Raw genomic sequence first — 14,367 nt, forward strand, 5'->3', positions numbered from 1 at the left:
TAACTGCCATTCTATTGGCTTGGTTTGACAATTTGGGGGCGGCCACCCGAAAGCCGCCCCTCGGGGACGGTTATTCAGCCGCCGCGGTAACTTGTACCGCTTCACGACCCAGAATGCGGCCCATCGCGGCCGTCAAATCGCCCGCTGCTGCCGCAGAAATCACGTCGCACCGGTAGGCCACATGAAAATCAGGCCGGACCAACAGCGCCCCACTATCGGTCGTGCCGCGCAGATTTGCGAAGGTGCCATAGTGATCTTCAAGCGCTTGGCCGGGGCCGATGATATGCACCGTCACCTCGACGCCGTAGGCTTCGCACACCGCGTTTGCGGCCGCATGCCAACCTTCGCCGCCCAATCCGGTGAGCAGTGTGAAGCCCCCTTTGCCGCACAGGTCTTTCGTCGAAACCTGTTGCCCATCTTGCTGGTAAATCCACGCATGGGGAACAGGTGCGCCGGGGCGCGATGACGCCTGATGATACAATTCGTCATCAGCGAAGGTTTCAGGCTCAGAGCCGTCATCGACAATCGCCATGCTGTCGTAGCGCTGGTTCATCTCGACCCCATGCGCGTTATAGACATAGTCGGTCCCGGCAATCGCATCGCGCAGGGCCGTCCGCTGCGCCTCTGCCTCGGGCGTGCTGTCCTTGCGGGCGGCCATGTTGGCATACATCTCATCAATGCTCTTGGCCTTGGGCAGCCCCAGTGCCATCGCGATTGGGGGAAAGTCGCCCAGCGATGTGTTGGCGCGAGTCACAATCTGTTTGGCCACTGGAGCGCGTTCGGTTGTGTATGTCTCCAAAAGCGCAGGGTCGGCCTGCCCCTTGAGCACCATCGCGATTTTCCAGCACAGGTTGAAGCTGTCCTGGATCGAGGTGTTCGACCCCAAACCATTGGTCGGCGGATGCCGGTGGATCGCATCGCCCGCCGCAAAGACGCGGCCCTTTTGCAGGTTGGTGGCGTACATCTCGTTCACCGTCCACGTGGATGTCGCCTCGATCTTGACCGGCAGATCGGGGTTGCCCACGAGTTTACGCACGATGCTTTTCGCAAAGTCATTGTCGATCTCTGGTGGGCCCTGTTCGACGTCATAGCCCCAAATGGCCAGCCATTTGTTCCACGGCCGCACCATACGAACAACGCCTATGCCCAAACCGCCGATATCCGAGCCGGGCTGAACGACCCAATACAGAACGGAGGGACGGTGCGCGACATATTCGGTCAGATCGGCCTCGAACAGCATGTTGATCGAACCGGACAGCCCCATCTTGCCTTCCATCGGCAGCTCAAGATCGGACACAATTTGCGAATTCGCCCCGTCTGCGCCAATCATGTATTTCGCACGGACGTCGAACTCTTCACCGGTCAGACGGTCGCGCAGCGTGGCGGTGACGCCGCTTTGGTCCTGCGTGTGGCTTAGATATTCCGTGTCAAAACGCACCTTGCCCCCGCTGAGCGCGGCAGAACTGACCAGGATCGGCTCAAGATAGTTCTGCGGGATGTCGCACATGGACGTGGGCGAGCACTCATCATAGTCGGCGCGGCGGCGGACATCTGTGCCCCAAGTGCGAATGCGCCCGAACTCTTCCCCTGCGAGGCTCGCACAGATGGTGTTTTCGCCCATCAGATCATTTGGCACGGCCTTCAGCTTGACCTCATCCTCGATGCCAAGGTCGCGGATCACTTCCATCGTGCGCTGGTTGGTGATATGCGCGCGGGGCGTGGGCGCGGTCCAACCATATTTGTTGACCAAGAGCGCGTTGATCCCGTAGCGGCCCAAAAGTGCGGCAGCCGCGGCGCCTGCCGGCCCAGTGCCCACCACCAGAACTTCCGTATGGTACTTTGCTGACATTTCATCCTCCCACGTCGATAGACTGCGGTAGGCCCATCTGGCCCTTGCGCAACGAAAAACGGGGCGCGCTGAGCGGCCCCGATTGGTCTTTTTTGATTATTCGGCAGCTTCTAGGGATGCCACGGCTTCATCAAGGACGAAGTCGACCTCCATGACACGCACGTCGCCCTCGTATTTTTCGGGCACCATGAAATCTGTCCCGCCGCCGTTGCAGCAATCGTCTTCGATGTGCTCGCCGCCCTCAAAATAGGCCTGACTGATCAAGTCCCGCTTTCCATCGGCCTGCACCCAATAGTGGATGTGGGCCGGACGCCAGGAGTGGCCGCCCATGTATTCTTCCAGCAGCATCCCTGTCGGTCCCTTGTTGGGAATTTGGTAGGCCACCGGCAGGATCGACTTGCATTCATATCGGCCGTTTGCATCGGTCGAGATCTTGCCGCGATAGTATTTCTTGTCGAGATCGCCATGCTTCTCGATGCCAGAATATGTGCCTTGCGGGGTTGAGTGCCAAACATCAATGACGGCACCCGCCACCGGTTTTCCATCTTGATCGGTGATTTTGCCACGCATGACCATCTTCGGCAGATCTTTGGCCGACGCCTCGATGGCAAGCTCGCCATTCACATGCGGCACATCAGGCACAAAGTACGGGCCCTGGATCGCCGCTTTCGATCCTTTGCGTGCTCTATTCTCAATTTCAACAATCGTTGAGTTGAAGAACACATCGACGAGCAGTGGGATTTCTCCGTCCCCCTGCGTCCTCGCCAGATGCATGATTCCGGCACGGTATTCTGAGAATGTGACGTCATGTTTCCGAAGGACATCGCGAATGGACTCAACAATATCCATGGTAATCGTCGTTACACGTTCGTTCATATCTGCCTCCCTAGTGGTGTCTGGATTAACAATAGGGTGGCCCGGTCCTTGCGCTCCAATACTTTTGCTCTTGGGCCTTCATACCAAAATCGTATCAGAGCTAGCATTGAACGAAACTGTGCGTATGACCTTTAGGAACTCTCTCAAAACCGGTGGCTGATCTTTGCAAAGGAAAATGCAGGATGACGGTGCGGTCAGTGTTTCATCGATCAAAGGGACGTAGCCGAGAGTGGGAAACCGCAAAGCGGCAATGGCTTGGGGCACAAGTGTGAAGCGTCCGCCACAGGCGACCATGGCCAATGCAGCGGCTGAATCCGACGCGACAGTATCAACGGTCAGAGTACGGCCAGCATCCGAGAAAACGCGAATGATCTCATCGGCAAAGCTGGGACGGTCGCCACTTGGGTAAAGCACCGCCGAAAGCGCATCCAGGTCGCCGAGCGAAAGGCTTTCACGTCGCGACAAGGCAAGATCCGCAGGGACCGCCGCATAAAGCGGCTCATCCACCAAATGTTCGACCGCGATATCGTCGGTTGTCTGAAAATATCGACCAAAGCCTGCATGAATGCGCCCATCCCGGATCGCATCTACCTGCTCTTTTTTGCCCATACGCGTCAGTGTCACCGTGATATAGGGGTAGGCCCGCCGAAATGCGCGCAGGGCAAGCGGGACGGCCCCGTAGACCGTTGAGCCGAAAAAGGCCAAATCCAACTGACCCAACTCTCCGCGCTCTGCCGCGCGCGTTCGATCAATCGCTGTCCGGGTCTGGGCCAGAACCTTTTTTGCATCATTCAGAAATATCCGCCCGGCGTCCGTCAGGTTGACGCCTTTGGGCGTTCTATCAAAGAGTTTGGCATTCAATTCATGCTCAAGCGCTTGAATCTGCCTGCTGATCGGAGGTTGCGAGACGTGCAAGCGTTCGGCAGCACGGCCAATGTTGCCCTCTTCGGCAACGGCGATGAAGTAGCGAAGCTGTCTGAATTCCACGTGATACTATTTCCGTATGGTGAGCCGGACTAAATAGTATTATGCCGCAATGAGTTGAGTATGTAAATTCTTGGAAACAAAGGAAACCGCCCGTGAATCTACAAAGCTCGCCAAGTGTAGAAATTGGATCAACCGAGGTTGCCGAACCAGATCGGATCGATAAGGTCGAGGCGATGATCGTCGATGTACCGTTTCGCAGGCTTCAGCGTTTTGCCCGATTTGAAAGCCGCGCTCAAAGCAGCTTGGTTATCAGACTGTGGTCCAAGGACGGGGCCCAAGGCGTCGGTGAAGCGGTGGCGCCCTGCGGGCCATGGTGGTCCGGGGATAGTGTTGAGGCCATGCACGCGACGTTCGTGCACTACATCAAACCCTTGCTTATCGGCGCGAAGGCGGATGCACCCGGCCCAACGATGCATGCCATTGGTAGGTCGGTGCGCGGCAATAGTTTTGTCAAGGCAGGCGTCGAAATGGCGCTTCTGGATCTGCAGGGCCGTAAATTGGGTGTGCCAATCGCGACGCTGCTGGGTGGCACATACCGCACCAATTGTGCGGTCGCCTGGCCGATCGCCAGTGGCGATATTCAGCAAGACTGTGCTGAAATGGACAACATGCTCGAGACCCGCAGGGCGAGCGCCTTCAAAGTCAAGATGGGCGCCCTGCCCTTGTCCGAGGATATGGCGCGCATCGACGCATATATGTCGCATTTGAATGGGCGCGCCGGACTGCGCGTTGATCCCAACGAAGCCTGGAGCGAAGCGGAAGCCTTGCCCGCGATGGTCGCCCTGGAAGCCACAGGAATAGACTTTGTGGAACAACCGTTGCCCCGTCACCAAATGGCATCCATGGCACGGCTTGCTGCAAAAACCACGCTGCCGCTCATGATCGATGAAGGCGCATGTTCTGCGGCCGATACGCTGTGCGCTGCCGAGCACGGTGCGGCGCAAATCCTGTCGCTGAAACTTATGAAAGCGGGCGGTATCCTGCCGTCTCTCCGCATGGCGAACCTGGCCGCCATAACGGGCATGTCGCCCTATATGGGCACATTTCTTGAAACGTCTTTGGGAACGGCGGCCGCACTGCATTTGGCATGCGCGCTCCCGTCTTTGCCATTCGGCGGAGAGATCATTGGCCCGATGCTAATGTCGGAGGATCTGGTTGAAACGCCAATCCGTTACGTCGATGGTGCGGCACAATTGCCATCTGGGCCCGGCCTAGGTGTTGATCTGGATGAGAGCCGCCTGTGCCGGTTCCAGCGCCAGAGCTGACAGCCTGTAACGCAGTTCATGTTGCGATCAAAGAGCGGTCGCGGTCACCACATGAATATGTGCGGGCACTGACACGTCGTTGCCCTGTTCGTCTGCGCTGGAAGCCGTCAGAAGGAGCTGCCTGACCGCGTCAAGCTGATCATCTGTGACCTCGACACCTTTCAACATCATCGGGACGGTCAATGTCATATGCAAATCCGTCACCCGTTCTGCCGGGCCGGGCGGATGCAGCAGCAAGTCCATTGGCTCAACCTCTGGCGCCCAGCCTGTCGAAGTGAGCGCCTCGATAAGGCCCTCTGGCGTCCCAAACCGCATGGGACCCGGCCCCGTCAAGTCAGGCCTCGGAACATCCGCGATAACCTGATCGACACATCGACGCGGCATCGAAAACCACGGGTTTTGCTGTGGAGGGCCCCAAACTGTCGCAATCAGGCGTCCGCCGGGTCGCACAGCTTTTCGCAGATTGGCAAAAGCGGCGGCGTTGTCTTGAAAAAACATGATGCCGAAATTCGCGATGATCGCATCAAAGCGTGCCGCCTCAAAGTCATAGGCGCCCGCATCCCCGACAATCAACTCGACCGCACCAGACGTGCGCTTTGCAGCGGCGGCGAGCAAGGGCGGCACAATGTCGATCCCCACAACATGCCCTTCCGTGCCAACCGCCTCAGATGCCGCCGTCAGAGTTGGGCCGGTCCCGCAGCCCACGTCCAACACACGCTCACCTGGTCGCAGATTGGCCGCTTCAAAGATCGCCGCATAGACCTCTTGGAATGCGGCTTTGAGATCGGGCGCCGTCGCAAGCCGCGGCCGTGCCATTTCATCCCAATCCATGTGTTCTCCTATGGACTGTGTACAGCCTTCGCTCCTCGGCTAGTCTGACGGAACGAACTGATAGCCGTCACCGGCCCGCACCGCACGGCCCGCACATTCCCCCGGAAAGTGGTTGTTGAACATCACGGTACGCGCGTCTGCATATTGCGCAAGCTTGGCTCGGCGCGTTTCGATAGCGGCATCTGGATCGGAGCAAAACAGTGTTGGGCATTGCGGATGGGCCAGTTGGAATGGGTGATGCATCAAATCCGCGTTGAATGCGGCGAGAACGGAACCGCCTTCCGTATATTCCAACCCGATCATGCCGGGTGAATGGCCAGCAAGGTCAACGACTTGCAGCCCTTCCGCAATGGCCGCGCCCGGCACTACGATCTCGATCAACCCCGCATCCGCGGCCGGTGCGACCGAATCCGGGATCGAGGTCGACATATACGGAAACTCTTGGTGGCGCGTCGTCCAGAAATCAAATTCGATCTGGCTGACAAGGTGACGCGCGTTTGGGAATGTCGGAACCCATTCGCCTGCGTTCTTGCGCGTCAACCAGCCGGTGTGGTCCATGTGCAGGTGGGTGAGGAACACGGTATCGACCTGATCCGGCGTTACACCTGCCAGTCCCAGATGGGCCAGCCAGTTGGATTTCTTTTCGTGCCAATCGGGGCGAGCTGGGAAATTCCCATCCTCGCCCACAGCACAGTCCACGACGATCACGCGCGCGCCCAATTTCAGAACAAAGGACTGATAGGCCATAATCATGCGCCCATCTGCTGCCAGATAGGGGGCCAACCACTCTGGCGCAGTGGCTTCTGCCGGGACGTTCTTGAGCAACTCGGACGGCAGCCGCGTCGGGCCGGCAGAGTCGACACAGGCGAACACCTGCAGCGATCCAATGGTTTTAGGGGTCATGTGAGGGAGTGGGCCAAGGGTCATTTTGGGTTCCGCGTTTGGTGAGAATTATGTGGTTGGAAGACCACCGCCTGCTGTGCCAAGACCATTGGCTTTTTGCGTTTCGCGCAAGGTTTCAATGAGCCGGTCTTGTTCCCGCAGCGCGAGGACCGACGAGATGGTGGAAACAGTGTAAGGGACAAAGAAGGTGATCCCGACCTTAACCCATGCACTGATCGACATTGTGCCAGCCCAGATATGATTTCCGTGATTGATCGCAGCAATAATGCAGCCGACGATGGCTGCCATGACGGCGGCCCGGCGCACAACAGAGCCGCGAAAGATCAGATGAAAATCCAAGGGTGTCACCTGTGCTTATGCATTCGGTCGGTCCCCCGCCCAGGCGGCGGACAAGGTTGCCTTGAGAGCATCAGCTTCAAGTGGGCGTGGGTTGAAATACGGGTTTTCCAAGGTGATCTGAACAGCCCGTTCGATACCGTCTTCGGGCATGCCCAGGTCGCGCAGGCTTGTCGGGGCGCCCCCCGATTGTGCAACATCGAAAAGGGCTGCCGCTGGCGTGTCGGACCCGGTGGCCCGGCGCAGTGCCGCAATCGCATTTGGCACCGCTGGGGCGTTATAGGCCAGCGCATGGGGCAGCACGACCGTATGGGTTTCCGCATGCGGCAAGTTAAACGACCCGCCCAGCACATGGCACAGCTTGTGATGCAGCGCCACGCCACCAGAGCCCAAGCAAATCGCGCAAAGCCAGGCACCATAAAGCACATCTGCGCGGGCATCTACATCCTGCGGGCGCTCCTGCACCTGCCCAAGGGCTGCAACCATCTTGGCAATCCCGTCCTCGGCCATCAGCGACAGAACAGGGTTTGCTTCTTCGGCATAAAGCGCCTCAACCGCATGGGCGATTGCATTCATGCCACTTGTTACGGTCATGACAGGTGGCAGAGTGAGCGTATAGTTCACGTCGTAAATGACCGTTTCAGGCAGCACCTTTTGGGTCTTTCGGGTCGTTTTGCGCCCCTCTTCCGTCTGACCAATAATCGTCGTCATCTCCGACCCCGCATAAGACGTCGGCAGCACAACCTGCGGGCAGTCGGTTCTGAGGGCAATGGCCTTGCCCAGACCGATGGTCGATCCGCCGCCGATCGATACAACACCGGTGGCGCCCGAGCGATGATAGGCTTCTATCGCCCGCTCCGTCACATTCACCGGCGTGTGCATCGTGGCTTCGGCAAACAGCCCGGCACTGCGCGCACCCAGCAGCTCGACCAGGGCTTCACCCTGCTCTTTCTGCGGCGGTGTGGTGAGAACCAGCGCTTTTTCGATGCCCAGTTTTTCGACCTCGGCTGATAGCCTTGCCGTCGTGCCAACGCCGAAAATCACGCGGGCCGGATGGCCAGTATAGATAAACGGCTGCATTGCGTTTCCTTGTGTCATGACCCCGCGCCTGGGGTTGCGTTGTGATGAAAGGGCGGGGCCTTCTCGCGTCACTCAAACGCAGTCTGACCTGACAAATCCAATACTGATTAATATGTTGCTCCATACATAAAGCGTATCAGGGGCGAGTTTGATCGTTCTGTCTGAGCAAGGCATTCATCCCTCGGCACGTTTGGCTTTCTGGTGGTCTTCTTCAACCAGATCAATCTTCCAATATCCCGAGATATACATATCGGGCTTCGCCACCTGTTTTTCTTGGGTGAGGAATGCACGCAAGGCGTGAATAACGCCACTTTCGCCAGCGATGCACGTCTGGACACGGCCGTCCGGCCAATTGATCGACCGGATCAGACGTTCTTGCGCCGTTGAGGGCATATGCGGATCAGGTTGAATAAGCCAATGCACATCAATACCTTCGGGCATCGCAATGGCTTGGCAGTCCTTGGGTGACGTCACCTCAAAAATGGCGACACCTTTCGCCGTTGCTGGCATCGCCTCCAGCGTCGCCGCAGCACCGGGGATCGCAGAAAGGTCAGCGGCAACCAGATACCAGTCGGCCTCAAAATGTGTGACCTTCGGCAGGCTTGGCGGCCTCCAGAGAAATGATGACCTCGACCTCATCGCTGACGGCTGGTGCAAATGCACCCAACCCATAATCAGACCGCAAAACCGTGGTCGTCGCCTGGAATCCCATGGTTGGCGTTCCCTCTTTTGGGCCAAAAGGATAGGGCGACGCTTGCTTCAGCTCCACATCCAGAGTGATCGCTTTCGTTGTTCCGTTCATCGTCAGATCGCCGGTGATTTTCGCGGTTTTCTCACCGGTCACTTCAATGCCGGTGGATGCAAATTCGATCAGGTCACCTTCGCTTGCCCCGAAAAAGTCATCGGACATGAAATACTGCGTCCGCTCTTCCCAGCCGGTGAACATGGCCAGAACGGGCATGGACACGTTGACCGAAGAGGCAGCAGGATCTTCCGCATCGAACGCAATCTCACCATCAATCCCCGAGAACATGCCAAATGTACGGGAGTACCCCAAATGCTCGTAACCCCTGCGCCTGCGCTACCAGGGTTATGTCACAGAATATGACCCCGTCGCGAAATTGAACTGAATGCTCATGCCGGCTTCGTTCAAAAGCCAAGGCCGTACCGTGAACCTCCGCGCCCCGCTTGCATGCATTGGATCTTGCGCGGCCAGCTTGGTGGCATGTGCAAGGCTCTCGGCGCGCAGGATCACCATCCCTTCGCCGTTCCAGCTTTCCTCATCATCAGCCCAATGCGGCCCTGCCCCAAAGGGAACTGCGTTTTTTCCGATCGCGACAAGATATTCCAAATGCTCTTTCAACACGGCCATGACTGGACCCAATCCGCCAACGAGCGAAGTGGAGACAACATAGAGTTGCTTCTGCAGCGTCCCGTCTGTTGCCTTCAAAGTATCGTCTTTTGTGATCTGTGTGTCTGTCATAGCTGTCTTCTGAAATCGGTTGAGGGATCTATCAGTCAATCGGCGTGAGAACGAAATCGAATGCAACGTCCCAGTAGTAGGGCGCGTCGATCTGCATTTCAGACAGTTTGTCTGGCGCGTCGACACCCCCAAAACATCCGACAACAAAATGAATTCCTGACGCCAATCATCGCATTTGTGGCCCGTGGCTGTCAGGAACTGAATGGCCTTCATCCATTCCTCTTGCGTCGGCTCAATCTCTTTCACAGCCTGATGAAGATGCTTGATCAGCACATCCGTCAGTTCACGCAGGCGCGGTTCTGCCGCATTCAGGTTTTGTGCGGTCACCACCTCGACAGAGGTGTCTTCGCTGAAATGCGCCCTCTGCGGGGGGTGAGATGGGTCTGACATGCTGAATCGTCCTTCTGAACGGCGTTTGCGACGCGACACACAGGACCCACAGGCATTCATAAAATGCCTGTGGGGTTCTTTGCCGAAGCGCTCAGGTGGCGAAATTCTGCGGGAACAGAGCCCGCGCCGCCTGATCGTCAAAGTCTTTCTTGAATGGCAACGTCTCCTTGGCTGCATTTGCACGCGCGGCGGCTGGACGGGCCGAGATTGCGGTGTGCAGCCGTTCAAGATTTGGCCAGCGGGAAAGACCTGTCTCGCCCAAAATAAAGCCAGCCACGTTCAGCCAGCCCCAAGCCGCGATGTCGGCAATGGAATAGTCCGCTCCCGCCAGCCACTCAGTTTCCCCCAACCGCTTGTCCATCACACTGTAATGCCGTTCGACCTCTTTCAGGTACCGGTTCTTGGCATAGGGCAAGTCCTCCGGGCACATATGTACGAAATGCACGGCCTGACCAGAGAACGGCGAGACGCCTGTGGCCACAAAGAACAACCAGGACAACACATCCGCACGCTCCGCGCCCGCAGGTGGTGCAAACTGCCCGGTCTTGTCAGTCAGATGCAAAAGGATCGCGTTGGAATCGAAGACGACTTTCCCATCCTCTTCAATCGCGGGCGCCCTCCCCGGCTGGACAAGACGCGCGCAACAGCGATTGCGGAACCATTGTTCCATCGAAATGGCTCCGACCAACTTGGCGTCTCAATGATTTGTGACGCGTTGAACGTCGGTCAGCCAGCCCTCCATCGCCTGTTTGGGAGCAAAGCCGGAGTCTTTACCAGTGATCCGGTCCGGCGAGGATGCCTCGCTATTGAGACAGCTTATGGCAGCACGGATCACACCGCGCAAACGGCCGCCAAAACCCTGGTTGAGCAAACCCTTGACAAGCTCGCTCATCAGTTTGAGGCTCTTAGTGCGAAGGACCCGGAGGCCCGCAGCGGTCGGTCAACAAGGAGCTTGAAAGAGGCCGTCTCGGTTTTGACCTCTTAACAAGGGCAGCATGACCTATCCGCCGCCAAGGCGATGCGGCCTGCTGCTGTCGACACGTGCACTAGCCAAATTGGGCGCGCCACTTTTCCGGATGAAAGCGGTATCGGCCATCAGCACGTGACACTCGACCGATTCCGGGAAAGGTGAAGTGATATCCGATGATGCGCACGCCATCGGCGACAATCCGGTCCAAAAGCCTCTTACGAGTCTCGACAGCCAGCGTGGGCTCACCGTCGAACGACATATGCCAGCCCGGGTTTGCCAGAAAGAGCTCCGGGAAGCCGATGCTGTCGCCGAGCACGATCAGTTCTTCGCCCTCGCTTTCAACATGCACGCACATATGACCCGGGGTGTGGCCCGGGCTGGCGATGGCTGAAATGCCCGGAACGAACGCCTTGCCATCACCGTAGAGCTCCAGCCGATCCTCATAGGCCGCCAGGGCACGCACAGCATGATCGGCCATACGGGTCAAAAACGGGTTCATACCGGCCCGCGCGGCGGTATCAGTGATGAACTGGTAGTCTAACTCGGGGAAAAACACCTGTGCATTGGGATAGAGAGCCTGCCCATCTGCGTCAGTCAAACCGCCCACGTGGTCGAGGTGGAAATGGGTGTGGATGATCATGTCCACATCCGCCGGGTTGATGCCAGCAGCCTCCATGTTGACCGAGCCTTGGTCGATCGACGGATCAAAACGACCACCTGTGCCCACATCAACGAGGATCAACTCATTACCGGTGTTGATCGCTGTAAAGTTATAGTGATTGTCGTAGAACTCGGTTGGCAGAAGTTCGCTTTCAAGCGCCTTTCGCACGGTGTACATCGGAACATTGGTGATGAATCTTTCGTCGATGGTTCGGCGCAGCTCACCGTCCAGCAAGGTCGTGACCTCGAAGGCTCCCAACTGCGTCCGATACGCGCCAGGCATTTGCACACCAACCTTCGCAGAGGCTGCAAAGGCCGTGCGCGGCAGTGTGAGTAGCGTGGCGACCGCGAGCGGCGCGGTCAGGACGGCGCGACGTGAGGATGTAAAGGTCATCGTGGTGAGCTCCTTTTGGCAAGTCGGGTAAGGGTCTGCTGCGCGATCTTGCGGGGATACTTGTATGGTGGCGACATGTTGCAGCCAAAGCGTTCAGCGCTTTGTCGGTCGTCCCCCGCCGAGATACGACCGCAGACTTGTCGTCGCAGCGACAGAACCGATGACCGGCGAGATCAGATTTTGCAGAACCCGATCTGGTCCTGGTGCGGGATCATTCGCGACGATGCCCATCCGTCGGTCAGGCTTGGTTCGTGTGCGAAGTCACAGAGGCGTCGGCAGTTTTTCTGTGAAAGGACAGAAACGTATCGTGCTCGCGCAACAGAAATAACGCCAAAGACGCCCCAAAAACCGGGAAAGATGCCGCAAAAAGAATGTTTCCGCCCCCGACGAACGCGGGCAGGATCGTTGGCAACGAAACCACGAGCGTTATCAGGTTCATAATCATGACTCCGCCTGTCGTCACGAATTTCGCAACGCCCGCGAGGAAAGCAAGCAGGAAAGCGATCTGGGCCAGCCCAACACCATAGACAACGCCCTGCCCCAGGTTGATGCCATAAAACGATCCAAAGATACCTGTCCCACCGTCACTTACACCGTATGAAGCCGGGGTTGTGACCTTCAGAAGGGCCCACATTATCATGAACGCAAAAAGGCTGAGACGGATGGCAAAGAGACTGTAGGAGGTCGCGTTGGATTTGAGCATCTGGGTTTCCAGTCTGACAAGAAATTGAAGTCTGAGAGCTGCCTGGCAAGGGGCTTGACGAGCCAGCTTCAGATAAGGAGTACGACGGGATTTTTCATCGCTCATTCGCTTTGAATTGTCTCATCTGAACAAGATGTGAACGAGAGGTCTGGGATATGCTGGCGTGTTCCTAGGATAAGAAGAACGAGACTTGGCTCGTGCCGATCCGGTTTGGCTTCTTTTGTTCTCAGCCAATTGACCTGGGCGGGTGGTTTGCAGCCGAGGGCAGAGCGAGCAGGCGAGTGATCTTAGACCTCGCTCCACTTTCCGACGTCGGCCTTTGCGTCTGGTCCGGTTTTCCATCGACCCGAGGCAGGACTTTCCTGCACTCGTCGAGAGACTCTGGTATCGTCTGCTCTGCCACCCACACCAAGAGCTTTACGCCTGTCGTCAGCATGTCGGGCAACGGATGATCCGGCCCTCGTTGGATCGCGCTATTTTCGTTTTACTGATCTCCTTCATGGCCGCGAATTTCACCGTAAAAGTGAAGGACGAAACACATCGTAGGCGGTGTCTACTCCATCTCAGACCAATCCCAGTGGCGTCCCTGCCGTGGTCGATCCATGGCGCCGCACCGCCGCTTGTCGTGCCACTTCTGCCAGAAAGCGGGGTGGTCGCTACCAGATTGTACCGCTAGTCTGCCACTGCCCCGTTCGGGGAGAGACGATGGAATTCAGACCATTGCGCTACTTCGTGGCTGCTGCGGAAATGCAGAATATCGCCAAGGCAGCGGAACGGCTGAATGTTTCTCAACCACCCGTAAGCCGACAGATGAGAGCGTTGGAACATGAGCTGGGTGCGGATTTGTTCCTTCGGACGACGCGGGGCGTCGAACTGACTGATGCGGGTGAACGCTTTCTGAGGGATGCGCGACGCCTTTTGTCTGATGCCGATGCGGCGCGCAATGCCGCGAAAGCCGCAAGTCGTGGTGAAATCGGACAGCTGAACATCGCCTTTTTCGGCTCATCGATCTACCGGGCCGTGCCCCTTGCGCTCAAAGCGCTCAAAGAAGCGCACCCTGACGTCTCCGTGACGCTTTCTCGTATCGAAAAAACACAACAAATCAATGCGCTTCGGGCCGGACAGATAGATGTTGGATTTGGCCGCTACTACGCCTCTGACGCGGACATGGAAGTGGCGACCCTGGCCCGCGAACCTTTTTTGGTCGCACTTTCCCTGAATGACCCTTCGGCTGAAGCCGATGTTTTGACCCCGGCTGAGCTTGTCCGCAGACCTCTGTTTCTCTTCCCACGACAAGGCCGCCCCAACTTTGCGGACCACGTCGTCACGATGCTGTCTGATCAGGAAATTGCACTCGATGTGGCCGGGGAAGCCGAAGATGCAACCTCCGCGCTTGCGCTTGTGGCGCATGAGGCGGGCCGATGTCTTGTTCCTGCCTCAGTATCCGCACTTCGGTTTCCCGGTATCAGGTTTGTGCCACTTGTGGGCACGGATGCGACGATCCCGGTCAACTACATTTACCGGCCTGCTGATCCAAATCCGGCCCTGAAGCTGTTTCTGAATTTGTTGGAGAGGATAGAAGCCATCCCGGACTGGTATACGTCCGAAGCATAGCCGAACAGAGTAAGAAGGTATTCGAC

15 protein-coding genes and 1 pseudogene are annotated in these 14,367 nt (G+C 57.5%); 3 read left to right on the forward strand and 13 right to left on the reverse strand.

Annotated features, from left to right (window positions below):
- Window positions 1–70: 70 nt before the first annotated feature.
- From H7847_RS17150 to H7847_RS17160, 3 genes are all read right to left on the reverse strand, one after another.
- Complete coding sequence (locus H7847_RS17150) at window positions 71–1,849, reverse strand: FAD-dependent oxidoreductase (protein ID WP_227270708.1); 1,779 nt, start codon at window positions 1,847–1,849, stop codon at window positions 71–73.
- A 96-nt stretch (window positions 1,850–1,945) separates the two neighbouring features.
- Window positions 1,946–2,725 carry a chlorocatechol 1,2-dioxygenase gene (locus H7847_RS17155; protein WP_227270709.1) on the reverse strand — a complete coding sequence of 260 codons (780 nt, stop codon included), beginning with the start codon at window positions 2,723–2,725 and terminating at the stop codon, window positions 1,946–1,948.
- A 78-nt stretch (window positions 2,726–2,803) separates the two neighbouring features.
- Window positions 2,804–3,712 carry a LysR family transcriptional regulator gene (locus H7847_RS17160; RefSeq protein ID WP_227270710.1) on the reverse strand — a complete coding sequence of 303 codons (909 nt, stop codon included), beginning with the start codon at window positions 3,710–3,712 and terminating at the stop codon, window positions 2,804–2,806.
- A 92-nt stretch (window positions 3,713–3,804) separates the two neighbouring features.
- Between H7847_RS17160 and H7847_RS17165 the strand changes: the two genes are divergently transcribed.
- Window positions 3,805–4,977 carry a muconate/chloromuconate family cycloisomerase gene (locus tag H7847_RS17165; protein ID WP_227270711.1) on the forward strand — a complete coding sequence of 391 codons (1,173 nt, stop codon included), beginning with the start codon at window positions 3,805–3,807 and terminating at the stop codon, window positions 4,975–4,977.
- Window positions 4,978–5,004: 27 nt separating this feature from the next.
- On the opposite strand, the gene H7847_RS17170 is transcribed toward H7847_RS17165, so the two are convergent.
- The 8 genes and pseudogenes from H7847_RS17170 to H7847_RS17205 form a co-directional block, all read right to left on the reverse strand.
- The gene (locus tag H7847_RS17170; RefSeq protein WP_227270712.1) at window positions 5,005–5,808 is read right to left on the reverse strand and encodes a class I SAM-dependent methyltransferase; all 804 of its coding nucleotides are present in this window, start codon (window positions 5,806–5,808) and stop codon (window positions 5,005–5,007) included.
- 39 nt (window positions 5,809–5,847) lie between these two features.
- Window positions 5,848–6,735, reverse strand: a complete 888-nt coding sequence (locus H7847_RS17175; RefSeq protein ID WP_227270713.1) for an MBL fold metallo-hydrolase — start codon at window positions 6,733–6,735, stop codon at window positions 5,848–5,850.
- Between the two features lie 24 nt (window positions 6,736–6,759).
- Window positions 6,760–7,050: a nitrate/nitrite transporter NrtS gene (nrtS, locus tag H7847_RS17180; RefSeq protein ID WP_227270714.1), complete on the reverse strand. Its 291-nt coding sequence runs from the start codon at window positions 7,048–7,050 to the stop codon at window positions 6,760–6,762.
- Window positions 7,051–7,065: 15 nt separating this feature from the next.
- Entirely contained in the window at window positions 7,066–8,145 is a 1,080-nt protein-coding gene (locus H7847_RS17185) for a maleylacetate reductase (protein WP_227270715.1), read from the reverse strand.
- A 156-nt stretch (window positions 8,146–8,301) separates the two neighbouring features.
- Window positions 8,302–8,766: a siderophore-interacting protein gene (locus H7847_RS17190; protein ID WP_227270716.1), complete on the reverse strand. Its 465-nt coding sequence runs from the start codon at window positions 8,764–8,766 to the stop codon at window positions 8,302–8,304.
- A pseudogene (locus H7847_RS17195) lies at window positions 8,705–9,193 on the reverse strand (YceI family protein); the annotation flags it as partial. The pseudogene H7847_RS17195 and the gene H7847_RS17190, both read right to left, overlap by 62 nt.
- A 24-nt stretch (window positions 9,194–9,217) precedes the next feature.
- Entirely contained in the window at window positions 9,218–10,000 is a 783-nt protein-coding gene (locus tag H7847_RS17200) for a dioxygenase (protein ID WP_227270717.1), read from the reverse strand.
- 91 nt (window positions 10,001–10,091) lie between these two features.
- Window positions 10,092–10,670 (reverse strand): glutathione binding-like protein, encoded by a 579-nt coding sequence (locus H7847_RS17205; protein ID WP_227270718.1) that lies wholly within the window; start codon window positions 10,668–10,670, stop codon window positions 10,092–10,094.
- 30 nt (window positions 10,671–10,700) lie between these two features.
- Between H7847_RS17205 and H7847_RS27210 the strand changes: the two genes are divergently transcribed.
- Window positions 10,701–10,985, forward strand: a complete 285-nt coding sequence (locus tag H7847_RS27210; RefSeq protein ID WP_406676016.1) for a hypothetical protein — start codon at window positions 10,701–10,703, stop codon at window positions 10,983–10,985.
- 61 nt (window positions 10,986–11,046) lie between these two features.
- Here the strand turns inward: H7847_RS27210 and H7847_RS17215 are convergent, their stop codons facing one another.
- Both H7847_RS17215 and H7847_RS17220 read right to left on the reverse strand, forming a co-directional pair.
- Window positions 11,047–12,024 (reverse strand): MBL fold metallo-hydrolase, encoded by a 978-nt coding sequence (locus H7847_RS17215; protein ID WP_227270720.1) that lies wholly within the window; start codon window positions 12,022–12,024, stop codon window positions 11,047–11,049.
- Between the two features lie 238 nt (window positions 12,025–12,262).
- A complete protein-coding gene (locus H7847_RS17220) occupies window positions 12,263–12,832 on the reverse strand; it encodes a hypothetical protein (RefSeq protein ID WP_227270721.1) in 570 nt (189 codons plus the stop codon).
- Between the two features lie 600 nt (window positions 12,833–13,432).
- On the opposite strand from H7847_RS17220, the gene H7847_RS17225 reads away from it, so the two are divergent.
- The gene (locus H7847_RS17225) at window positions 13,433–14,341 is read left to right on the forward strand and encodes a LysR family transcriptional regulator (RefSeq protein WP_227270722.1); all 909 of its coding nucleotides are present in this window, start codon (window positions 13,433–13,435) and stop codon (window positions 14,339–14,341) included.
- Window positions 14,342–14,367 lie beyond the last annotated feature (26 nt).

Origin of the sequence: Roseobacter weihaiensis, assembly GCF_020622345.1 — a bacterium.
Classification (GTDB): domain Bacteria; phylum Pseudomonadota; class Alphaproteobacteria; order Rhodobacterales; family Rhodobacteraceae; genus Roseobacter; species Roseobacter weihaiensis.